This window comes from Compostimonas suwonensis, from assembly GCF_002797855.1.
Lineage (GTDB): Bacteria > Actinomycetota > Actinomycetes > Actinomycetales > Microbacteriaceae > Compostimonas > Compostimonas suwonensis.
In genome coordinates, this window is sequence record NZ_PGFB01000002.1 from 651,860 (window position 1) to 675,498 (window position 23,639).

At 67.2% G+C, this 23,639-nt stretch carries 16 protein-coding genes; 2 read left to right on the forward strand and 14 right to left on the reverse strand.

Annotated elements, in window-relative coordinates:
- Nucleotides 1-123 precede the first annotated feature (123 nt).
- The 12 genes from CLV54_RS06845 to CLV54_RS06895 form a co-directional block, all read right to left on the reverse strand.
- Nucleotides 124-1,257, reverse strand: a complete 1,134-nt coding sequence (locus CLV54_RS06845; protein WP_157802851.1) for a sortase — start codon at nucleotides 1,255-1,257, stop codon at nucleotides 124-126.
- 5 nt (nucleotides 1,258-1,262) lie between these two features.
- A complete protein-coding gene (locus CLV54_RS17450; protein WP_157802852.1) occupies nucleotides 1,263-2,048 on the reverse strand; it encodes a hypothetical protein in 786 nt (261 codons plus the stop codon).
- 14 nt (nucleotides 2,049-2,062) lie between these two features.
- Nucleotides 2,063-3,199 (reverse strand): WxL protein peptidoglycan domain-containing protein, encoded by a 1,137-nt coding sequence (locus tag CLV54_RS06855; RefSeq protein ID WP_157802853.1) that lies wholly within the window; start codon nucleotides 3,197-3,199, stop codon nucleotides 2,063-2,065.
- A gap of 127 nt (nucleotides 3,200-3,326) precedes the next feature.
- On the reverse strand, nucleotides 3,327-4,622 hold the full coding sequence (locus CLV54_RS17455; RefSeq protein ID WP_157802854.1) for a WxL domain-containing protein: 1,296 nt from the start codon (nucleotides 4,620-4,622) through the stop codon (nucleotides 3,327-3,329).
- A 245-nt stretch (nucleotides 4,623-4,867) separates the two neighbouring features.
- On the reverse strand, nucleotides 4,868-6,004 hold the full coding sequence (locus CLV54_RS06865) for a hypothetical protein (RefSeq protein WP_157802855.1): 1,137 nt from the start codon (nucleotides 6,002-6,004) through the stop codon (nucleotides 4,868-4,870).
- 101 nt (nucleotides 6,005-6,105) lie between these two features.
- The gene (locus CLV54_RS17460; RefSeq protein ID WP_157802856.1) at nucleotides 6,106-8,664 is read right to left on the reverse strand and encodes a hypothetical protein; all 2,559 of its coding nucleotides are present in this window, start codon (nucleotides 8,662-8,664) and stop codon (nucleotides 6,106-6,108) included.
- Nucleotides 8,665-8,841: 177 nt separating this feature from the next.
- Complete coding sequence (locus tag CLV54_RS06870) at nucleotides 8,842-10,521, reverse strand: phosphate ABC transporter substrate-binding protein PstS (protein WP_100344178.1); 1,680 nt, start codon at nucleotides 10,519-10,521, stop codon at nucleotides 8,842-8,844.
- Nucleotides 10,518-11,867 carry a phosphate ABC transporter permease PstA gene (gene pstA, locus CLV54_RS06875; RefSeq protein ID WP_100344179.1) on the reverse strand — a complete coding sequence of 450 codons (1,350 nt, stop codon included), beginning with the start codon at nucleotides 11,865-11,867 and terminating at the stop codon, nucleotides 10,518-10,520. Before pstA ends, CLV54_RS06870 begins: the two co-directional genes overlap by 4 nt.
- Nucleotides 11,868-11,870: 3 nt before the next feature.
- Entirely contained in the window at nucleotides 11,871-12,929 is a 1,059-nt protein-coding gene (gene pstC / locus CLV54_RS06880; RefSeq protein ID WP_100344180.1) for a phosphate ABC transporter permease subunit PstC, read from the reverse strand.
- Nucleotides 12,929-13,522 carry a hypothetical protein gene (locus tag CLV54_RS06885; RefSeq protein WP_157802857.1) on the reverse strand — a complete coding sequence of 198 codons (594 nt, stop codon included), beginning with the start codon at nucleotides 13,520-13,522 and terminating at the stop codon, nucleotides 12,929-12,931. Before CLV54_RS06885 ends, pstC begins: the two co-directional genes overlap by 1 nt.
- 481 nt (nucleotides 13,523-14,003) lie before the next feature.
- Nucleotides 14,004-14,489, reverse strand: coding sequence for a hypothetical protein (locus CLV54_RS06890; RefSeq protein WP_100344182.1), 486 nt, complete (start codon nucleotides 14,487-14,489; stop codon nucleotides 14,004-14,006).
- On the reverse strand, nucleotides 14,486-15,037 hold the full coding sequence (locus tag CLV54_RS06895) for an RNA polymerase sigma factor (protein WP_157802858.1): 552 nt from the start codon (nucleotides 15,035-15,037) through the stop codon (nucleotides 14,486-14,488). The genes CLV54_RS06890 and CLV54_RS06895 overlap by 4 nt, the downstream gene beginning before the upstream one ends.
- Before the next feature lie 233 nt (nucleotides 15,038-15,270).
- Here CLV54_RS06895 and CLV54_RS06900 point away from each other — a divergent pair, with 233 nt between their 5' ends.
- The gene (locus CLV54_RS06900) at nucleotides 15,271-15,882 is read left to right on the forward strand and encodes a hypothetical protein (protein WP_157802859.1); all 612 of its coding nucleotides are present in this window, start codon (nucleotides 15,271-15,273) and stop codon (nucleotides 15,880-15,882) included.
- Nucleotides 15,883-15,901: 19 nt separating this feature from the next.
- Here the strand turns inward: CLV54_RS06900 and CLV54_RS06905 are convergent, their stop codons facing one another.
- Together CLV54_RS06905 and CLV54_RS06910 are read right to left on the reverse strand one after the other, a co-directional pair.
- The gene (locus CLV54_RS06905; RefSeq protein WP_157802860.1) at nucleotides 15,902-21,733 is read right to left on the reverse strand and encodes an Ig-like domain-containing protein; all 5,832 of its coding nucleotides are present in this window, start codon (nucleotides 21,731-21,733) and stop codon (nucleotides 15,902-15,904) included.
- 144 nt (nucleotides 21,734-21,877) lie between these two features.
- Nucleotides 21,878-22,690 carry a dienelactone hydrolase family protein gene (locus CLV54_RS06910; protein ID WP_100344186.1) on the reverse strand — a complete coding sequence of 271 codons (813 nt, stop codon included), beginning with the start codon at nucleotides 22,688-22,690 and terminating at the stop codon, nucleotides 21,878-21,880.
- A gap of 202 nt (nucleotides 22,691-22,892) precedes the next feature.
- Here CLV54_RS06910 and CLV54_RS06915 point away from each other — a divergent pair, with 202 nt between their 5' ends.
- The gene (locus CLV54_RS06915) at nucleotides 22,893-23,546 is read left to right on the forward strand and encodes a ScbR family autoregulator-binding transcription factor (protein ID WP_100344187.1); all 654 of its coding nucleotides are present in this window, start codon (nucleotides 22,893-22,895) and stop codon (nucleotides 23,544-23,546) included.
- The last annotated feature ends 93 nt before the right edge of the window (nucleotides 23,547-23,639 follow it).

The window sequence follows — 23,639 nt, forward strand, 5'->3', positions numbered from 1 at the left end:
AACGCGGCCGGACCGTGCACGATCGTGATGTCGCTGTCTCGCGCCGTGGCGTCGGATGTCGTTGTCATGGGTTCCGTTCGGTCTGTGCTGGAAGTGCGGAGGCGTCCGTGGGGCGGGCGCGGGTCAGAGGAGGTTGGGCAGTGCGTTCATCACGGCGTCTGCGCTGGTCACACCGAGCACGAGCATCAGGGGGATGCCGACGAGCCAGGTCTGCCATCGACCCCATGCGGTCCACAGCCACCAGAGCGTGATTCCGGCGGCGATGAACAGCAGCAGGGCGAAGAACGCGGCGAGCCAGGCATCCGAGTCCTGGCCCATGGCTTTCTCATCGGGGGGAAGGGCTTGGTAGGCCATGACCGAGCTCGGCGTCTGCTGCACCGTGCTGATGAGCTCTGCGTCGACGTGCAGCGCGCCGTCGGGGAAGAGCGCGAGGCCTGCGGCGGTCACGAGCTCGAGGCGGCCCGACCCGGAGCGCAGCGGCTCGGGCAGGGGGTCCCCCGCACGGCGCAGGCCGAAGACCGCGTAGGTCTGCTGGCCTTGGCCGGTGACGACGGTGATCTGGTCGCCGGGTTGGAGTTTGGTGAGGTCGCCGAAGGGGCCGCCGTATGTGGTCTGCCGCCCGAAGATGACGCTCGTCCCTGCCTGGCCGGGCATAACGCTGTCGCGTCGGTGGCCCGGTCCCGATCGAAGGGCGCTCGCCGTCGTTCCCTGCGAGACGACCTCGTCGAGCCCGATCGCCGGGATGCTCAGCAGCGCGACGGGGGTGCCGATGGGCACCATCTCCTCGTCGACGTTGAGCTGGCCGACGGGCGCTTCGGCTTTGGCGAGCGCGGTGCGCAGCTCCTGGTAGGCGAGGTCTTGCGCGCGGTGGTGCTGGAACGCGCTCAGCACGGCCACGTGCGCGACGAAGCCGAGCAGCAACAGCGAGACGGTGAGGATGCCGGCACCGATCCACCACCGGGCATCCCGGGGTGCGAGCTGCCTGGGCGCCGTCGGCAGCACGGGCAGCGAGGGAACGCGCGGCGTCTTCGGCGGCCGAGCGCCACCGGCGGGCGGAGTGCCGTTCGGGGCTCCGCCCGGCCTGCCGGGCGCCTTGGGGCGTTTGGGTGCCTTCGGAAGAACCTCGGTCACGCCGTCGGGCGCCGATTGCGGGCGCTTCGGCAACCCGAATCGGCGTGTCGTGCCGGGCGTCTCGGGTTGCGCGGGCGTGCCCGTCTGCTCGATCTCGGGGGCCTCGGGGGTGACGGTCGTGTTCACAGGCATCACACTCCCGCTGCCTGGGCCGCGGGTTCGCCGCTGCGCACGAGTCGCACCACGACGTAGGTCACGAGACCGGCGACGACGAGAACGGCGAGGATGCCGAGTGCCCAGAAGAACCACGACGGCAGCGAGCCGCCCGGGCCGGCGGAGGCATCGACGGGTCCTCCCGCGATGAGGAAGTTCTTGACGGAAATCGTGTCGCTCGCCCATCCAGTGAACTGCACGGTGTGCGTGCCGGGGAGCAGTTCTTGGGGCAGGGCGAAGGTCGTCGAGACGGCTCCGCTCGCGTCGGCGGTGAAGTTGCCGATGAGGATCGGATCGCTGTAGAGCACGACCTGCACCTGCTCCCCCGGCGTGTAGCCGGTGGCGCTCGCCGTCATGTTCTCGCCGACGGTGTAGATGTCCTTGTCTGTGACGGCGAGTGCGCCCGTGCCCGGCTTGGGTGTGATGGTCGGCTCGGTCGGCGGGATGACCGTGCCGCTGCCGCCACCGCCGGCATTCCCTCCGCCGCCGGCGCCTCCTCCGCTGCCCGATCCTCCTCCGGATCCACCTCCGCCTGCTGGGGGTGGCACCTGGTCGTCCGGCGCATCGGTGGGCTCATCAGTTGGCTCGTCTGTCGGAACGGGGGTGTCTGACGGGATGGGCGAGCTCGAGGGAATCGTGACCGTGATGCCGGCATCCTGTGGTGGGATCTCGTCGGCGGCCTGCGCAGTGAGGGCGGGCACGACGGCGAGGGCCAGCGCGACGAGGGCGGCCGCAAGGGCGTTCACGGTGTAGGGACGATTCATGGTGATGGCGGTTCTCATCTCTGGCTGAGGGTGACGGGTTCGTGGTCGGCATCGGGGGCGTCGCCTGCTGAGTCGAGAGCTTCTCGACGCACTTGCTCGGCGTAGACACCGATGGCGACGGCGAGCCGTTCGCGGGTTCGTCGGCGATACCAGACGATCCCGACGATGATGGCGGCGATGAGCGCGAGCAGCCCGACGAGAGCCCAGGGCACGGCCCAGGCTGTGGTGTTGCCGGCGACGGCGGCCGGCAGGGGGTCGCCGCTCGCCTTTCCGTCGCTCGGCACGGGAGCGACGGTGACGTCGGCGAACAGCAGGAGCAACGGTGGGATGCCGGATGCCTCGGCGACGACGTGCGCGGCTTGCCCGGGCAGCAGGTTCCGCACCTCCGGCGCTGTCAGCGTGCCGAGGGGAATGCCGAACGGGCCGGTGAGGGTCGCTGTCGGTGTCGCGCTCAGCCGGGTGTTGCCGGAGTTGGTGAGGTCGAATCCGACGCTTGCGGTGCCGGCCCCGAAAGGATTCCAGCCGCTGTCATAGCCCGACACGAGGCCTGCGACGGTGAGGCCCGGTTCGAGCGGTCCGTCGACCCGGAGGTAGATCCGAGTGCCGACGCGCTGCGAGACGTTGACGGCCGAGCCGTCGGTTGCGGCATCCGTCTTCTGGTAGGCCGCGACGATGCCGGCGGAATGGTCCCCAGGGGTCGCGTCGGCCGGCACGGTGATGGTGAACGGCAGGTCGGCTCTGCTGTTGGGCTCCAGGGTCACGGAGACGCCGAGGCCTGCGGCGCAGGCTGCTTCGAGCTGTTCGGTGCTCGTGTCTGCGCAGCTCGCGGCGCCGTTGTCGATGCTCGTCCACGAGCCCGTGTCGCTGGATGCCTGGTCGGCGCCGATGAGCGTGAACGAGCCCGTGTCGTAGTCGGTGATCGCATCGGCCGCATACACCCGGAAGGTGATGGGGGTTGCGCTGAAGTTTGTGACGGACACGTAGTCCGTGATGGTGGAACCCGGGGCAACGGTGTAGTCGAATTCGTTGCGCCCGTCGGGGCCGGTCGGGCTGGAGGGCTGCACACTCCAGGTGATCTCGCCGTCGGCCGCCAGGGCGGGGGTGGCCGCGAGTCCGCTGAGGGCCGCAGCCAGGGCTGCGACTGCGGTCATACGGCCGATCATGCTTCGCTGTGTCATCTCGTCTTTCGGGTGACTGGTGCGGTACTGGTCATGGAGGTCGATGCCCGGATGCCGAGAGCTGGTGCGTCTCGGCACCCGGGCGTTCGTGGTGCGACTTCTAGATGAGGGTGAGCGTCAGCGTCGCCTTGTACGCGCCCGCGGCGGTGCCGCCGGGAGCCTTGAGGCTGATGCCGGCCTTCACCGTGGTGTCGACGACACTCGCGCCGGCCGGAGCCGATGCGAGGGGGCTCGACGTCTTCAGACCGTTGCCCGCACCCGCCACGACGGCTGCACCGGCGGTGCCGCCGTTGCTCGCGCCGACGAGGGCCGGAGCCCAGCCCAGGTACTTGCCGTCGATCGTCTTCGTGGCGTCGGTGGTGTTCTCGAAGTCGCTCGAGACGCCCGCGAGGGTCCAGGCGGTCTTGACGTCACGATTGTCCGAGACCTTGACCTGGCCGAGCTCACCGGCGGCGACATACGAGCCGGCGTCGAGCGTTGCAGCGCTGAGCGCCACATCACCTTCGGTGATCGTGAACTTGAGCCCCGTCTGCACGGCCTCCGGGATCACGACGGTCACGTCGGTATCCTGCGGCAGTGCCGGCTCCGCTACGGTGGTGACGGTTACCGGAGCCGAGAGAGCCGATTCGAGATACTTGGTCTCACCGACCCCAGGCACGTACTTGGCGGTGAAGTTGTATACCTGACCGGCAACAAGTCTTCCCGACGTCCACGCTGCAGAACCGTCGGCGCCCACCGCAGTTTCTCCGCTAACGTCCGTGGCAGCGAAGACGACCTTGCCCGTCGCATCGCTTACGGCCGCGCTGTCCGCCGTGACTGACGCCGACAAGGTCACCGTTCCGTCGTTGTTCGCAGTCGCGCTAGCAATCGCGACAGTCGGTGCCACAGCTTCCTCGGGCTCCTCGCTGGCCGGAAGGCTCAAATTGCCTGCAGCATCCACATGGATGACAGCTCTGAAATACGCGGATTGCACGCCTGCCGGGGCGCCACACACATAGATCACGTCGTAGTCACCTGCTGTGAGCGGATCATCCCACGACGCTGTGATGGGACTCGAGCTCAGGTGGAGACGATCAGTGATCACCACCGGTCCGGGCTCATCTGTGAACGTGGTCCTGGCACGTCCCCCCATCCCGACGAAAGTCGTGGTGCTGCCGTAACGGTTGAATTGAAGGAGGGCAGACGTGCGATTGGTCGCAGGGCACTCGGACGGAAGTGTGATCGACTGCGCCCAAGGCGCCGTCGTGTCTTTCGCCGCTAAGCCGTTGATCGTGAAATCGCCCAGGTATGTACGCCCCGGATATCCGGGGTCTGCAGCCTGCGCGGGAACCGCGGTCATGATGCTGCCCACGACGAGCGCAAGCGCGCCCGCCGCGATCCATCGGGTTCTTCTCATTGTGTTGCCTCTCTGCCGGTTTTTCGGCGGGTTGTTTGGGTGGGGGAACCGATGCGACAGACCTGGCTGGCTGAGGCTCCGGACGATTAGTTGCGGCTCAGTGGACACGAGTCGACGGCTGCTGTCATACGAGAGCTTTTCCACGACGGTCCTTTCCGGGAGAGATGCGTAGTGAGCAGTGGGAGCCGGGGTGCCGGCAGAGCCGACACCCCGGCGAATTACTTTTTTTGAGGAGGGTTCAGCACCTACGGGAGCGTCGGAAGCGCAGCCGTACCAGCGATGACACCGCAGTTGACACCGATCGGGATGAAGCCGTACTGCACGATCGTCGGGGTCTGCTGGCAGACGCTCGGCGGCGTGGTGGAGGTGCGTACGAAGATCGACGTAAGGGTCGCGTCGTACTTCACGTTGCCGGGCGTGATGCGCGCCGACTCAACCACGTTGTAGACATCGCGCGTCACCGGGAAGTCCGCGTTCGTGGTGAGATCCGGAACCACTCCCTCGGTCGGCTCGACTCCATCGATCTCCTTGACGACCGCGGCACCCAGACGGCTCGCAACGACACCGTTGGACTGGGCGACGTACTGAGCGATCGAGAACGGAACGATGTTGGCGTTCTTGGTGAGCGCCGTGCCATCGTGCTCCTGAACTCCGTTGCTGCGCGAGGACACGCAAGCGCCGAGCGTCGCTTCAGTCAGGCCGATCTGACCGATGAAGTAGGACCGGGTACCCGAACCACTCTGCGGGATGAGCGGCTGGATCGCAGCCGTGTTCACCGAGTCGGATCCGACCGAGTACGAGATCGACGTGGCAGCGTCCAGAAGCGGAGTCCGGCAGCTGTAGATGTTCTCGAGCGTAAGTGACGAGGTGTCACTCGGGCTGCTGTTGCGAAGCGGGATGTTGTCTGGAATCGTGCTCAGCGTGCGCGTCGCATACGTCACGGCATCCTTCGCGAACGGCAGGTACGTGAGCGCGGCGCCGTTGTTGGCGGGGCCGCTCGACGAACGAGCGAAGTCCACCTGACCAGCGATGTTGCCCGTTGTAGGCACTCCGCCGACCAGCACCGAGTTGTACGAGTTGCCGCCGACGATCGATGCTGCGAGCGCCTTCACGCCATTGCCCGAACCGTTCGGACGTGTGAACTCCGGACCACCCGAGCGGGTCTGGATGTACGGGGTTCCCGTGGCGTTGTACGAGCCGACGAGCGGCGCGAGTACATCCGAGATGCCGTTCATGACGTCCTGCGTGGTGTCGCTGCCGACGCCCACGTAGGTCGGGAAGGGCAGCGGGTCAGCAACAGCAGCCTGGCCGCCGAAGGCGAGAACGCCGACAGTGCCCATCGCTGCCGCAGCGACTGCGACCTTACGGAATACGTTGTTCATGACATATTCTCCTTTGATCTTTTTTCAACTGCGCGGAGTGACGATCGCCACTCCGGCCGCCGTTCGGCACTGGCATGCTCAAACGGTGGTTTCGTGTCGGCTCATGGGCCGAGGCTTCTTCGTCTCAGAAGAAGAGGGGCCACAGCGAGGCCGAAGACTCCGGCGATGAGCGACCCTCCGAGGGCGACCGCTCCTGTCACGCTCGCTGTAGCTTGGGCTGTTGCCTCCGGAGTGACACTGACTACGGGGGTATTTGGACTCACCGGGCCGAGCGATAGAGGCGAGTCGGCCATCGATAGGGGGGCCCCATTCCCGCTGGTCCCGTCTGCACCGCCGCTACCGCCGGCGAGGGGCGGCGAGTCGGCGACTGGGGGACGAGCTGCTTCGCTGTCAGCTGCGGCACGGAGCTCCAACACGGCTTCGTGCGCCTCGGCTGTTTGCTCCGCATCGAGAGGGAGATACCCACGTGGAAGCTGACCCGGCCCGCTGCCTGGCTCTTGCCCGGCAGTGGTCGCCCATTCGATGAACTTCGCATAGTCACGGAGAATCGCTGGGTCAGCGCCATCCAATCGCACGGCTGCATACGTCGTGACCGTCAACGGGTATGCCTCCGCAGACAGCGACGCGGGATCGACTTGTCTCACGACTGTTCCAGAGAGCGGGGCCGCCTCGTCCCGAGCATGAGAGAGGCTCTCATCACTGGGCTCGACGAATACAACAGGGTCGGATTCTGAGGCGCGAGGCACCTGCAAGCGTGCGAGTACCAATCCGAAAAGATCGGCCGAGGCGGTGTCGGTCACTCCCGCGATGAAACGCCCAGTGGGCAGCATGCGCCCACCCGAAACCCAATCCCCACTGTCCCCACGCGGATTCGCCTTGTACGGATCCCACACCGTGGCGCTACCGGTGTCGGCACGGAATACCTGGCGCGCGACACGCTCCGGGGTGTCCTGATACGGAGACCACTGCTGAGAGTCGGCTCGTGATGTCGGGTTGACGTTTGCAACCCCTCCAACCGAGGGATACACCTTCAGAGGCCTGAGCGATTCGTCTGCCTTCGGAAAGGTGTCGATCGCTTCGGTTGCAAGAGACTGGGGCGAACCATCTTCATGGGCCAGACCCACGGGTCGGTAGATCACCTCGCCAGACGGGTCCGTCTTGACGACCGCAGCTTCATAGTCGATGTCAGGAACCTTCGCGTCGGGATGGCCTTTCGGAAGGTAGTAGGGATTAACCGTCATGCCCCATGGATCAGCCTGACCGTTTAGGAATGCGCGCGCGTCCACATCGGCCTGGATCCACTGCCACAAGAGACGGTTGGCGTCGACACCCGCCGGCCCACTCACAACCAGCCGGAAGGCTCTGGTGGACACTCCCGACGGAGGATTCCCCGCGAGCGCGAAGTCAGGGTCGTCGAGCATCGAGATATACGACCGGGCTACCGTTGAGAGGTGACTCAGATCTTCGCCAGGAGACAAATCTGCATAGCTTTGAGTCAGCATCTTCGCCATGATCCGCGGCGTGAGACTATATGTGTCACGTCGACCGAATCCATCGATGAGCTGCATTCCAACCGTCAAGCCCGAAACCGCAAGCGGCGCGTAGACAATGCGCATGCTGTCGAGTTGCTCACTGATATCCTCGCCAGGGAATTCCTCAGGGGTCAGCGGGCGGGAAGTGAATGCCAGACCTGCTTGCCCCGAAACAAGCTGCTCACGCGCCACACCATCTGGATTCGCGGAGAAGGTATAAGTGGTTCCGAGAGTCGGGCAGAGCACGCGTTGCCAACTGGACATCGCACCGACGAGTAGTGGAGATCCCACAACTCGACGCTCTTCCTCCCCCGCTTCGCATCGGGTACCCACTGGAGAGAAGTCGAGCGGTACAACAATTCGGTTGTCCCAGAAACCGCAGCTCGGATTGATCGGCGAGCCGACCTGCACACGGGGGTCAATGCCCGCTCGATCATACGAGCCCCCGACAATACTCCCTACGCAGTCAGCAAGACGGAGGTCAGGATCACGATGTGACCCCCTGGGTACGACGACGAGCCAACAACGTGTGCCGTCCGCACGCTCCGGATTTCCGCAATCGAGTTGCGGTGCCGCCGCAGATGATTGAGTTTCGATATCGAACCATCCACTCCCATCCTGGCCGACGCGTGCGACGGATACCTCGTTCGAGGTGTTCGAGTCGAACATCGGCTGAAGTGGGTTGCCATCACCAATGGGAATGCTCGAAAAGAGGTTGTCTTGCGCTGAGCGGAAGGGCACGTCGAGGTCAAAGGATCCGCCGCGCCAGAGAGTTGCGCCACCTGCTTTCCCGGGCATCTCCGAGTACGCCGGCGTCCGCGGCCACGCTCCAACAGACCAGCCGCCCCACTGACACGTCTCGTAGAACGCAGGGTCGTTTGGATTGCCCCAGCATTGCATCGCCTGAAGGTAGTTGTATCCAAAATCGCTTGTCTCGTTGAGAACGCTCGCCCTTTCGGTTCCCGCAAAGTTCTTCACCGATACGCGAACGGTCTGATCACCAAGGTCCTTGGTCTGCGAGACAGTCAGTTCCAGATTCTTGAAGTCCTCGAAATGCACACTGCTCGAATCCCGTTCGGGCTGGAACTGCGCTGCCGGTCCAGCATCACCATTCCATTTCACGGTCATCTCCGACGCTGTGCCTCCGTCTGCTGCGGAGGCGCTGGGTGCAGCGCTCAACGGTTGAAGAGCAATGAGACCCGCGAGCGACGCCACGACGATGGACGCGCTGGCAACGCGTACACGGCGAACTCGGTTTCGGAAGCTCGGGGTTCTACTCACGGTGTTCGTTTCCATTCAAGTTGCTCAACTGCGCGGCGAACCACGAGTTGGTAAGGACAAAGCGAGTTTGCGACGACGCTTTCCCAAGACGGGAGGCAGCACCGCGAAAGCGATCAGGATTAGGCCCGCGAGAACCATGCCGATAGTGGGCAACACACCATTGACGGCCTGCGGAATCAACTGAGGAGAAGCATTCACTAAGACGGGCGCGGCGTCGCTGTCGATGATCGAGGTATCTCCCGACCCGCCACCACCAGCGCCTCCCGCACCACCAGCAGACCCAGCGCCTCCAGAGTTTCCTCCACCGCCGGCACCGGCGTTGTCAGAACCCGAGCCCTTTTCCGCTCCATCGCCGCCATCACCCGTTCCACCGCCGCCAGAGTTCTGCGTCTCTTCATCCCTTGCACCACCTGTGCCGCGTGTGCACTGCGTGGGGCCGACCTTGTCGCAGTCCTGCGGGTACGGTGCCTCGTTGGCGAGCTTGTTCGAGCCGTCGGGAGAGAATGTCGGGTTGTTACAGGCCTCGATGCCGCCGATCTGCGGATTACCGCCGGGAATCTTCTTGACCTGAGATTGACCGGCCTGCACGAGGTTGATCGGGAGCGGCGAGTATCCGAGCACTTCGGCCTGCTGCTGTCCTTCGCACAGGAAGTAGGAGGCGAAGTCAGCGAGCGTCAGTCCCTTGTCCTCTGTAAAACCGCTCTCGAGCGCTGTCGGGATGATCATGTAGGAATAGCTCGACAACGGATAGCTACGCGTATCGGTTGAGTTGTAGACACCCACGAGATCCTGCGTGAGGTAGTCGGGTGATGCTTGGTCCTCATTGATTCGAGCCCCGAGGAGCGCTACTGCGACATTTGACGCAGTGGGCTCGGTGTAATAGCCACCCTCATTGAGCAGCTTGGCTACCGGGAAACGTGAATTGAGCGCGTAGGAGTACTCGACATAGGTGATCGCGCCGACAGCGTGCGACTGGGCCACATAGCCCGCGACGGAGTTCGATCCCGAACGCGCCACGAACCGAGAACCAGGAATCGACGGGTAGTTGGAGGTGATTCCGCAAGTGCTTCCACGACCGACAGCAGCGCAATATCCATTCCACAGATCGGGAAACTCACTCCTCATCCACGACGAGAACTGGGCGCTCGTTCCGGATCCATCGGAGCGGACCACCGGTACGATCGGGATCGCTGGAAGATCGAGTCCGGGGTTATCGGCTTTGATCGCCGGGTCGTCCCATGTGGTGATGACGTTCGTGAAGATCTTGGTGACGTTCTCACCCGAAAGCCGCAGGTTCGTTACCCGCTTGCCGCCGATCACGAGGTTGTACATAAAAGCGGTTCCGCCAGCGACGATCGGCATGTAAGCCAGCTGCCGCGCGGGCCGCGGGTCGACCGCGTCACCGCCCGAGAGGTTGTAGGGGATCTCCGAGACACCGAAGTCCACAGTTCCTTGCGCGAAGAGCTGACGGCCAGCGGATGAGCCGGAAGGATCGAAGGTCACCCTCCACTGGTAGTTCGACCAGACGTTGCGGATCCATTGCTCGAGGGCGTTCGACGACCAGGTCGAGCCTGCGCCGGAGATCGGCCAGTGGGTCGTGCCGACAGCCTCCGCTTTGGGCGCGGGTGCGACGTTGAGGATGCTCGCGACGATGATCAGGACGCCGAGGAGGCCGACGGCCGGCCGGAAGGAACGACGCGTCATGCGCTCTGCCCCTTTCCGGCGGCAGCCGCTCCGGTCTTCTGGAACCCCATACCCGCGTAGCCGCTGGTCTCCACGAGGTTCGCGCGATCGAGGGCCTCGAAGCGCGCGGCATCCGAACGGCTCTGCGCGAGACGTGCTTGCTGCTGACGCCGGGTCAACTGCCCGGGACCTCGCCCGCCGATGACACGCGCGACGAGGAAGAGCACGAGAACCAGGAGCATGAGCACCGCTGCGGCGCCGAACCCACGGGCGATCTGTGAGGGCTCCGGCGACTTCACGAGGTTGAAGGTCGCAAGCGGAAGGGACACCATCGGGCCCGAGAACGGGTTCAACGACAGATAGGTCGTGTAGCCGGCGGTCAGCAGCACAGGGCTCGTCTCGCCGATGCCGCGGGCGGTGCCGAGGATGATCGCCGTGGTCAGCCCCGACCGGGTCGTGGGCAGGACCACGTGCCAAACCGTGCGCCACTGACCGGCACCGAGTGCGAGTGACGCCTCTTTGAGATTGCCGGGCACGAGCCGCAGCACCACATCGGCGGCTCGGATGATGATGGGCAGCATCATGACCGTGATGGCGAGAGCCGCGGCGAATCCCGAGCGGTCGAAGCCGAGGAAGACGATGACCGTCGCGTAGATGAAGAGGCCGGCGACGATCGAGGGCAGAGCCGTCATCGCCTCGACGATCGTGCGCACGAAGCTCGAGAAACGACCCGGGATCTCGCTCAAGAAGACCGCGCACAGGATGCCCAGGGGAATCGAGATCACCAGGGCGATCGAGATCATGATGAGTGTGCCGACCGCCGCGTGGAAGATGCCGCCGACGTCGAGCGGGTCGAGCGGGCCGGCGTTCGAGAAGTCCTGCACGAAGAAGTTCCAGTGCACGAGCGCTTCGGCGCCGCGGGCGAAGGTGAAGAACACGACGACCGCGAGAGCGAGGATCAGCAGGATCGCGATCGAGTGGGCGAAGACGGTGGAGAGCCGATCTTTCACGGCGACACGGGAGTCGTCAAAGCTGATCAGCACGGTGTAGAAGCCGAGGAAGAGCACGTAGCTCAGGGCGACGAAGCCGAGCTCGCCTTCGAGCGGCATGACCTGGGTGAAGAGCCAGGTCGCTGTGGCCACGGCCGCCGCGAACGCGCCGAGGATCTTGAAGACGTCGCTACGGCGGATGGTGGCGAGGTTGCGCTTGGTCTCGGGCTTCTGCTGGTACTGCCGCGACATCCGCTCGCGCGCAGGCAGCGAGGTGCGGGCGCGACGCGAGCTTCGCTGGTCGGCGCGCGTCGCCGGGCGGTCGCCGGGCTCCTGCTCGTCGGCGCGCCGAGTACGGGGTTCGTCGAGGATCGTCATGGTCTATCCCTCGCTCGAAGCGCCGGAGCGGGAACGGGAGATGATGATCGACGCGCCGAAGTTGACGACGAGCGTGATCAGGAAGAGCGCGAGACCGGCGGCCATGAGGGCCGAGAGCTCGAAGGGGCTGGACTCGCTGTAGCGGAGGGCGATCAGGGAGGAGATGGAGTTCGTTCCTGTCTGCAGAATGTGCGGCTGGATGATGAAGACGGGCGAGATCACGAGGAAGACGGCGATCGTCTCCCCCAGCGCTCGACCGAGACCGAGCATCGTGCCGCCGATGATTCCCCCACGGCCGAACGGCAGCACGACGCTCGTGATCATTCCCCACCGGGTGGAGCCGAGCGCGAGAGCACCCTCGCGCTCGCCCAGCGGAGCTTGGCTGAAGACCTCACGCATGATCGACGACGCGATTGGCGCGACCATAAGAGCAACAACCAAGCCTGCGATGAAAGCGGACGCCGTGAACACCGTCGGGGTCGACAGAGGGTTCCCGGGCTCGAAGTCCGTCACCTGAAGAAAGGGGATCCAGCCGAAATAGGTGGCGATCCATTGTGCGAAGGGGAGGATGGCCGGCTCGAGCCAGAACATTCCCCAGAGTCCGTAGACGACACTCGGCACGGCGGCCATGAGATCGACGACGCTGATGAGCGTCTGCTTGATCTGGCGCGGCGCGTACTCGCTGATGTAGAGCGCGGTGCCGAGGGCGAGCGGCACTGCGACCACGATCGCGATGAGGGCGATGGTCACGGTGCCGAACAGCACGGCCGCGATGCCGAAGTTGCCTTCGTTCGGCTCCCAGGCCTCGGTCGTGAAGAAGTTGATGCCGGCGGACTGGATGGCCGTGTAGCCCTGGAAGAGCAGGAACACGCCGACCAGCAGCATGATCATCATGACCGTGAAGCCGCCGGTGCGGGCGGTCGCCCGGAAGAGGATGTCCTGCCAGCCGCGAACGGTCGACAGGGTTCTCGGCTTCTCGGTGACGACCTTCGTCTCGGGGGTCTCGGGCGCCTGCTCGTCGAAGAGCTCGGTCAGCGTATCGGTGTCCTCGCGAATGGGCATCAGGCGCCCTTGCCCTGCGGACGGCGGCGCAGCACGCTGGTGGTCGCCGTGGCATCGGGAAGGTCGGCGACCGGGATGGACACCGGCAGCAGCGCCGTCTCGGCCTGGTCGATGAGACCGAGCGGGCCGGAGCGTGCGACGGGAAGCGGTTTGACGACGTTCGAGACGAGGGCCCGGTCGAGAGCCGCACGGGCTTCGTTCATCTCGGCTATCGCGAGCTCCTCGTTCGGCTGCCAGTGGCCGCAGACCAGAAGCGGCACGTCGAAGAGGCTCAGGAACCAGCCGCTCACCTCGGCGGTCTTCGAGGTCACGATGTGGGAGTCGAGCCGCTCGGCGCCTGCGACGACGGCCTGCGCCGCCCGCTGAGCGGACACGAAGGTGTCGTAGCCGCGGGGGCAGCGGCCCAGCTCGCGGCGGGGAGAGGCCATCAGACGCCACACGATCAGGTCGCGCTTGCCACCCCGAGTCCACTTCGCCGCCAGCTCGCCGGGAACGGCCGGAGACCGACGGGCGGCCCGCTCGACGGCGCCGATGTGCGTGGCGAACGTCGCGAACATCCGCTGCGTCGGATCGCTGAACTCAGCGAAACTCACTCGGGCGGCAGTGGCTGAAGGCATGACGAAAGAACTCTCCTGGGAGACGATGAGGTCAGCGAAGCGGGCACGTCATGTGCCCTGCGAGCTGAAACTGGACTCTGCGGTTGATCACCGGCTTACGAGACAAGACTGCCTTGCGTTGCGGGTCCCCGGAATACCTATTTCGGTAACAAACCGTGAATCTCAAGTAACGGATGCCCAATAGATGGCGAACAATTGGTGAATCCGAATTGGAGGGGGGAACGATTCGTCAGATGCGGAAAGCAGGTTTTCGCGTGCGATTGTGCCGCGATTGGGGGGGGTCACACGAAAGCGACGAATGGAGACCCGGACGCGAATCGGACGTCGTATGAGCCATCGCTCGAGTGCGCCGGAGGGCAGCGGCGTCGGGACGAGGATCCCGCACCTCAGGCGCGGACGGGGCGCAGCATCCTCGCCGTCGTGCGGCCGTGGCGCGAGCCCGGCGAACCCGGCGAGATCAGGAGGCGGGGTCGGTCGCGAGACCGAGGGCGGAGCAGAACGTCGCGGTATCGGTGCCGGGATCCGTGGGGAAGACCGCGAGGGTGTTGTCAGGGCGCACGCAGAGCGTGAGATTCGGCAGGGGGAAGTCCATGGTCGGCGTCGACGAGACCGGAGTGCCGTCGCCGCCGAGGATGCCGGCCTTCCAGAGGGTGCCGCACATGTCGAGCGCGTTGGCGACTCGATCTCCACCCGGCTCGTCGCGGATGCCCTCGGAGTGGTGCGCGTCGAGACTGGGCTCCTCGTAGCAGAACACCCACTGCTCCTGCACGACAGGCGGGGCCAGCACGATCCAGGCGGCCGCCGTGAGCGCGCCGGCGCTCACGAGCGAGATGCCGGCGATCGTGAAACGCCTGCGGCGGCGCTTGCGCGTCTCGACGTAGTCCATGACCCACTCGCGCATCGCAGCGCGACGCTCGGGGCTCAGCTCGGGAGGTGTGCTCATCGTTCCTCCCCGAATTTGGCGCGCAACCGGGTTCGAACCCGGTTGAGTCGTTTGCGCACGGACGAGGACGATATCGACAACGCCTCGGCGGCCTCATCGTACGACAAGCCGTCGTGAAAAACTGACCGGTAGACCTGTTGGTCGAGAAATGACATCGTCGCCACCTCCCCTTCCACGCGGCTCACCAGATGTTGAGAGTCAACAGCTTTTTCGAACGGCTCCGTGTCGGCCATAGTAGGGCCAACATCGTCGAGGTTCTCCGTCACAGGTCGGCGCTGGTTCGACCGCAGCCTGTTCGCCGTCACGTTCCGGCAGGTCGTGAGCAGCCAGGGAAGCGCGGAACCGCTGACGAGGCGGATCTTCCCGAGCTTGCGCCAGGCGATCGCGAAGACCTCCTGGGCGACATCCTGAGCGTCGTCTTCACTGCCCAGTTCCGCGAGAGCCTGCAGATAAACGGCCTCGATGTGCTGGTCGTAGAGCATGCCGAAGGCGCGCTCGTCACCCCGGGAAGCGGATGCGATGAGTCCCTGATCTCTCGCTGCGTTCATCACAGCGGACTGTACCCTAAGCGGACAAGGGGGTCGCATCGGGGCCGTTTCGGCACGGTTGCGGCACAAAAACGGCTCGTTTTCGAGGGCAATCTATACCTCTTATATATATGTGTGACATTTTCGGATCGTTACCCTCGCCGAGAAAGAGTTCTCCCAGTGGTCATTCTCCGGCGTCGGAGATGTCTCCCACACAAACGAGACACGCTCACTATTCACTCAACGGATGCCGCATGCTTCTGCCCTGCACGACCGCGGAACGGTTGAATGACCGCATGAATACTCGAAAAGCACAGCCCAACCGCGCCCTGCGCGGAGTCCTCAGCGCCACCGTCCTCCTCGGAGCACTGGCCGTTCCCCTCCTGGCGGCAACGCCGGCCAACGCAGAAGAGCTCTCGCAGTCCTGCTGGACGAACGTCGACACCGGAGAGACCGGATGCTTCGACAGCTCGCTCGACATCGTCGAGCAGATCGAGCTCGCTACGGGCGTCCCCCTGGTCGCGACCAAGACCGATTCCCCGAACGCACCCCTCGCTGCCCGGGCGTCGAAGCTCGCGGATCCTCCACTCAACTTTCTGCTCATGACCGGCTGGGACGGCACCAATCAGAGTGGGCCTAGTGTAAGTTTCTTCACCTCCGCCGTCGGCGTGTGCAGCGGTATTACCTACTCGCTTCAGAGCCTGAATGAGTGGAATGACCGAATCGAGTCCTTCCAAGCATTCAACGGTTGTGACGCGATTCTCTATGAGGACGAGTTCTGGGGAGGCGACTCGTTCGGGCCCGCCGCGTCGAGCAACAACCTCGGCACCTTCAACAACAAAGCGTCAGCCCTCGACCTCGAATAGAGCTTCGTTCGCACAAGGTTCAGTGCGGAGGCAGATCGCCCGGTCTGATCTGGCGGATGATCCGGCCGACCTGAAACTGAATCCACGCATCGCTCGGGGCAACGGCCCACTCGGTACGACAGCCCATCTCGGCACCCAACGAGGCTCCGCTCGTTCCGGAGAAGCTCCCGCAGCGGAAGCGAGCAACGGCGGATCCGTTGTGAGGCAGCGCAGTCCATGTCCACTCGCCGGTCTCGGCCGCATAGCTGAGGCCGGCGAGTTCGAAAGTGATCGAAGCCGCGGGGGCCTTCTGCGCCGCCCACGGCCCGCACGCCGCGAAGTCGCCCCAGACGTTGCAGGCGCGCAGCTGATAGCCGTAGACCTCGCCGAAGGGGCCGCCCGTGAGGGCACGGGGCACGGTGCTGCCGCTGAACGTGGCGACCTCGCCGACGGGTGCGCCCGCGGCATCCACTCGCTGCACCTCGTAGCGCGGTGCGACGGGCGCGACGCTGTCGATGCGGTAGTCGTAGTCGGTGCCGACGTCGGCCATGACCCCGGTCACGCTCGTGACGGGCCCGGGCGCGGGGCGCGGTGTGACGGTGACGATCTCGCTCGAGACGCATCCGGCCTGGTTGTAGCCCCAGACGACGAAACGGTAGTCCGCGCCGCCCTGCGTGATGCCGTCGAAGGTCGCCGTCGTGGCGCGCCCGATCTCGCGCACCTCGCCGCCCGTCGGCACGCGCACCTGCGTCGAGGGCGGTGACACGACCCCGCACGCCTGGCCGACGGTGCCGCCGGGGCCGAGGCTCTGCACGAAGTAGCCGCGGATCGAGTCCCCGTTGCCGCCGAACGGAGCCCAGCTGAGCGTCGCGGTGCCGAGGCCGTCGTCGCCGTTCGCCGTGACGGCCGTCGCCGCGGGCGCCCCGAACGGCTTCGCGGTGATGGTCGCCTCGGGCCACACGGCCAAAGAGCGGAAGGCGTCGTTCTGGGCCACGACCACGATGGAGACGGGAACGCCGTTCTGCAGGCCGGCGACCGTCGTCGAGCACACATCCGCAGCACAGGATGCCGGAGCCACCGTCGCGGCATCGCGCCCGTCGACGCGCACGAGGTACGCCCTCACCGCGCTCGCGCCCGCGGGCAGCCGGGCGACGTTCCAGCTGAGCTGCAGGCGGCCGTCGCCGGGTCGCGCCGTGAGCGCGGTCACGGCCTCGGGCAGCACGTCGGACCAGACCGCCTGCCCGAGCGACACGGGGTCGGAGAGGCCGACCCGGTTGCGGGCGGCGACGCTCACGAGAACGCGATTGCCGACGCCGTTGCCCAGGGTCGTCACGGCGCAGGAGGTCGAGCGGCACTCGGTCGTGCTCAGCACGGCGCCGTCCTCGCTCGCCACCGACACCTCGTAGGCAGCGATGGGCGAGTTGTTCGCGGGGCCCGGGGAGAACGCGACCATCAGCTGCCGGTCGGCGGTTCCCGTCAGGCGCAGGCCCGTGATCGGGCCGGGCCGATCCTGCACAGAGATGCGCACGGTCCCCCAGACGACGCGGGCCGGGTCACCCGTCGCATCCATGACCCCGTACCGCAGGCCGGCGTCGGCCACCCGGGCGTCCGCGGCCACCTCGACCCGCAGCTGCGAACGGTCGGCGCTCGGCGTCACGACGACCCCCGGCGGCAACGACGCGGCATCCGCCCCGCGCACCTCGGTGACCGTGAGCGGCGCTCCCGGGAACGGGTTGCTCGCGGTGTCGTTCGCGAGCAGGTCGATCGTGGCGCTCGAGCCGCGCTCGACGACGACCGTGTCGCCCACCGGCGCGGCGAGAGGCCGGGACGAGCCGACCGCCACGAGCTCGATCGTGCCGCTCGCAGCACCCCCGTCTGCGTCTCGTACCTCGACCGCGATCGACCCGCGGCCTCCCCTCGGCACGGCCGTGTCTGCGCTCACCGTGAGGACGCCGTCGCTGAGCGAGGCCCCGAAACCGGGCGGCGGAGCCGCGATCGTGAAGGTCGGCGCCGCCTCGTCTCCGACGGGCAGCACCGTGAAGGCACGCAGGTCCACGGTCTTCCGCTGCCCGGGCTCGAGCTCCACCGTGCCGCCCGCGAACGCCGGGGGCTGAGGGACGGCAGGGGTCACGACGACGGGGATCACGAGCGTCGCGGTGCGGGCCGGGTCGGCGGCATCCGCCACACCGACCGAGATCGAGGCCGGGCCTGTGTAGCCCGGGGCGCTCGTGAAGGCGAGGGTTCGCTCGTCGACGACGAGCGGCTCGCCGTTCGCGTTCGTCGCCACCACGACCCCGGGGTCCACGATGCGCACGGCGCCCCCGCTCGCGGTCATCACGACGTCGGCGAGCGGGATGACGAGACGGCTGCCGCTCACGACGGCGAGGGGCTGCAGATCGCCGCGCAGCTGGGGAAGAGCCTCGTCGAGGCCGGGCACCCAGATGAAGCCGTAGGCGACGACGGACGCGTCATCGGGGTGCGCGACGGCGAACGGGATGATCTGGCGCTGCGCCTTCACCTGCACCCGCACGCTCTTGTCGGCGCGCACGGTCGCGTCGCCATCACCCACGATGCTCACGACGAGCGCGTTGCGCGGCCCGTCGCCACGGAAGACGTTGTCGAGCACGGCGACGTCGAGCTGCTCGCGCCCGAGCACATCGGCGAGCCCGAGCACGGTGTCGTCGACCTGAGGCCTCGCGAGCGCGGCATCCGGGTCGACCACGACGGTCAGGAACGCCGTGGCACTGCCCCCGCGGGCGTTGGCGATCTCGTAGACGAAACCATAGCGCCCGGGCTCGTCCGGGGCGACGACCGCGACGGCGCCGTCGCGCACGGTGGCCGCCCCCGGCAGATCGCCCGAGTCGACCGAGACGAGCCGCAGCTCGCCACCCGACGGGTCGGAGTCGTTGTCGAGCACCCGGGCCAGGATCGTCGTCCCCGGCCGCACGGTCACCTCGTCCGGTGCTGCGGATGGCGCGCCCTCCGCCGTCTCGCGCGGGCTCACGCCCACCGTCACCGTGCCCGTGCCCCGGGCGCCGAAACCGTCGACGACCTGGTACTCGAAGGTGTCGGTGCCCACGCTCGACGGACCGGCCGTGTACTCGAGCCAGGTCGCGCCGGTGTGCACGACGCCCTTCGACGGCGCCGAGGACTGCCCGAGGAGCTTCACGGAGTCGCCGTCGGGGTCGATGCCGTCGAGCGGCACGGGAATGCGCACCGTCTCGCCCGCGACCACACGAGCGGTGACCGGGCGCGGGGTCGGCTGCGTGTTCGCGGCGGGGTCGGCGGCCCGGACCGTGAGCGTCACCTCCGCGGTGGCCCACTGCCCGTCGGGGGCGACGACCCGGTAGCCCGCCGTGAAGGTCCCCGGCTCGGAGGGGGCGAGATACCGGAGGCTGCTGCCGCGCACGAACAGCAGGCCGCCCGAGACGTCGCGATCGAGCTCGGGGGCGAGAGTCAGGCGGTCGCCGTCGGGGTGGGAGTCGTTGGCCAGCACCGCGATGTCGACGGCGTCGCCCGCACGCACGGTCGCGGCATCCGCTCGGGCGATCGGCGGCTGGCGTGTCGGCGGCTCGGGGATCTCCACCACGGTGACGGTGCCGACCGTCTCGGCGACGCCGTTGCTCACGCGATAGGGCACGTCGACGGAGCCGTCGGGCAGCGGTTGCACGAGCGTGATCCTGATGACGCTGCGATCGAGGACGTCGGCGCGCAGGCTCTCGGCCACCGCACCCGCGAAGCCGAGCACGGAGAGCACCCCGCCGGCCGGGTCGCGGTCGCCTGCGAGCACGTCGACCTCGACCGTGGAGCCGGGACGTGCGAAGACGGTGTGCTGGACGGTCACCGGCGGGGACCCGGTCTCGGGCGGGGCGAGAACCGTGACACGCACGACACCCGTCGTGGACTGATCGCCGTCGGAGACCGTGTAGCCCAGCTGCAGCTCGCCCGCGGCCTCCGGCACGATGCGGAAGGCGCCTGTGCCGAGCTCGGGCACGATCTGCACCCCGGCCTGCGCCGCGACCTCGGTGAGCCGGATCGTGCCCGTGCCGCCGCGCACGTGCGACAGCGGTTCGATCGTCGTCTCGCGCCCGGCGATCGCCTCGACGGCGAACGGCTCGGCCGTGAGGGGGACGTCACCGGGGTCGCGCACCGTGAGCTCCACCGAGCCCTGCCCGGTCGCGGTTCCGTCGCTGACGGTCGTCGAGATCGATCGGGCACCCGTCGTCGCGTCGGCGTCGGTGTAGACCAGGGTGCCGTCGGACTCGTGGGTCACGGTGTCGGGGGCTGCGACATCCGCCGAGCTCAGGTAGAACGCGTCGCCGTCCGGGTCGAACCAGTCGCCGAGCACGTTCGTCGTCAGCCGGGCGCCGAGGGCGAGCTGCGCCCGCGTCGGCCGCAGCTGGGCCGGGGGCGAGTTCTGCTCGGGAGGACGCACGGCCACGACCACCTGCGCCGTCGCGGTGCCGCCGTGCCCGTCGGAGATCGTGTACGAGAAGGCCAGCTCACCCGTCGCGGTGGCGGGGAGGGTGACGCGCACCCGCTGCCGGCCCGGCACGATCTCGACGACGACGTCGGAGGCATCCGGCGCCCCGACCTCGTCGACGAGCAGCACGTCGCCGTTGGGATCGAAGTCGTTGGCGAGCACGGGCAGCACCGTCGTGCGGCCCGGCCGCGCACCGAAGCCGTCGTCGACGGCCACGGGCGCCTGCTCCACGGCCTGCGGTTCGGGCGGTGTGCTCGTGTCGCCGAGCTCCGGCGCGGACTCGTCGCTCGGCAGCAGCTCGTCCCAGTTCTCGACGAGACGGTTGCCGCTCTGCACGACCCAGGCGTCACCCGTCGCCGGGTCGTTGAGCACAACGCGGTCGGCGTTGGCCCGGAACACGAGCCCCGCAGCCGACCCGAGCCCCTGCAGGATGCCGCTCTCCCCCGCCTGCTCGCCGCACTGCCGCCACGAGCCGCCGTCGCCCCACGCGGCGAAGGTGCACCCCGACAGGGTGATGGGCGCGACCGGCTCACCCGCGTGGCCGTCGCTCACGATGCTCGCCTCGCTCGTCGCGAGGTCGACCCGCAGCAGTCGGGTCGAGCTCGCGAGATACGCGTGGGCGGAGTCGTCGGAGGACGCCTGCAGGAGCACGGCGCCCTCGTCCGGCAGGGCGTCGCCGATCTCGACCCGGCGCTCGGCGGTGATGAGCGCGCCCGTGGTGCGGTCGAAGACCACCCAGCCGTCGCCGGCCTCGGCCAGCTGGAGCTCGTGGAGGGGATCGATCGCGACGCGCTGCCGCTCGGCGGCTGCACCGGCCTCCCCCGCGCCGACCCGCAGCACCTCGGACAGGCCGGGTGCCAGCGCGATCACGCTCCCGCCCGAGACCACGACCTCGGCCCCCGGGCCGAGCCGCAGCTCGGGCGCCGAGCCGGCGTCGTAGCGCCCGAACTCGTCGAAGGGCACGAACCAGACGTCGCCGCTGTCGCGCTCGTGCACGACGACTCGGTCGCCGGCCAGGAGCACGACGGGATCGCCCGCGGGCAGCGCCACGGGATCGGAGTCGGCGGATGTCGCGGGGTCGATGAGCCGGGCGGTGGCGGCGGCCGGGTCGACGGCGACCACACGGTTCTCGTGCTGCGCGACATCCACCGCCCCCTGCGTCGAGGCGATGACCGTGTTGAGCTCGGGGATCTGCGTGTTGACCCGCCCCACGGCGTGGCGCGAGGTGTTCGTGACCCAGACCGAGGCGTCGCCCAGGTTCAGGGTCTTCGTGTCGTAGCCCGACGACACGATCGCGACGGCGGCCACGAGGGCTGCGACGAGCGAGCCGCTCGTCGCCGTGATGACGGCCGACCTGTGCGCGGCGATCCAGAGGGAGAAACTGCTCACCACCCGACGCCCTTCCACGCGAACCGCATTCCGCCCCCGCGAAACAACCATTCCCCGGGGAGAGTCATACACGCCCGAAGTGAACGGCAGGTGGTCTGTGACCCGCTCTGGGGGTGATCCGCAGCCGGGGCTCCGATCGATCGGTCAGCCGCGCACGGCGAGCTGCGCGCGCAAGAACTCGACGACCCGCTCGCGGGCTTCGAGAGCCGGATGACCCGGTGCCTCGCGCACCTCGCGCGTGAGCACCGAGTGGGCGCTCGCCGAGAAGCCGCCCGCATTGCCCGGCGAGGAGTCGAGCTCGATGACCTCGAACGCCTCGCCCAGTCGCGCCTTGATCGTGGCGAAACGCTCTCGCGGCACCGTCCTGTCCTCGCTGAACCGCAGGCCCAGCACGCACAGCTCGGAGCTCGCGGCCCGCTCGGCGATCCGGTCGAAGTCGGCATCGGTCACCCCGGCATCGGCCCGACGGGCGGCGCCCAGCGGGAACGGCACCGCGGGCTGGCTCATCACGGGCGCGACCACCTCGTCGTCGACGGCCATGGCGAGCGCGAAACCGCCCGTGAAGCACATGCCGATCACCCCGACGCCGCGACCGGGAGTGCGCGCGGCGAGCTCTGCGGCGACCGCACGGAGGTAGTCGGTGATGGGGCGGCGTGCTGCGACGCTGAACGCCCGGAATTCGGATGAGACGCACAGCCGCGAGAGCACACGCGCCGTGTATCCCCCGCTCGCCGCTCGGCCCGGCTCCCCGAATGGCGAGGGAACGACGACCGTGAAGCCCTCGTCGACGAGATGCTGCGCGAGGCCGAGAACCTGCGGGGTGATCCCCGGCACCTCCGGTATGAGAACGACCCCTGGTCCGGCGCCCTTCTCGTAGCAGTCGTAGCTCAAGCCCGCACCCGTGAACGGGGAACGGGTCCATCCGTCGAGGTCGCCGAGCGGCGCGGAGTCGGTCATGTGTGAAAGGCTAACGAATGTCCATGATTACGGGCGCAACATCGTTGTCTGCGCGCGCCCGCGACACGCATTCGGTACCATGCAGTGAAGTGTCGTCGGATCCCAAGAAAAACACCACCGATTTTGCGACATGAGGCCATCACTTTCGTTGTCATGAGCGACGCACCAGTAAAGTTGAATGTGCTGATAAGTGAGGAGTTTCATGCTCAAGCAGGCCCGTGCATTCGAGACGCGCGAGACGATCGTCCGAGCAGCTGGACTCGTGTTCTCGCAACTGAGTTATTCGACCGCGAAACTCTCGGACATCATCCAAGAGTCGGGGGTGACTCAGGGAGCTCTGTACTTTCATTTCGAGTCGAAGCGTGACCTCGCACTCGAGGTGATCCGACGCCAGCACGAGATCTCTCTCGGCAGCGGCGAGGAGTTCCTGCGGAGCGACGTGCCCGGCATCGAGGGGCTCGTGCTGCTCTCCCGAGAGCTCGCGACGCAACTGACGACGAACCCGATCGTGCGGGCCGGACTGCGCCTGGGCACCGAGTCGTCGAACTTCTTCCCGGAGTTCGCGCGCGGCCCCTACGTCGACTGGATCAACACGAGCGAGAAGTTCCTGCACAAAGCCGTCGCCGAGGGCGACGTGCTGCCGGCGACCAACGTGCCCGACGTGGCGAACTTCGTCATCGAGGCCTTCACGGGCGCCCAGATGGTCTCGCAGGTGATCTCGGAGTGGGCCGACCTCTCCGACCGCCTGGTGCGGATGTGGGAGCTCGTGCTCAACGGGATCGTCGTGCCCGAGCGCCGCGAGAAATACGCTGCACTGCCCGAGCGCGTGCGTCTCGACGTCGTCACAGCGCGCTAGCGCCACCCGCGCCGAGAACCGCCCCTACCGAGAACCGGCCCGAGGGCTGGGCGACGGTGACGTGCTGGGCGACCGGTCAGCACCGACCGATCG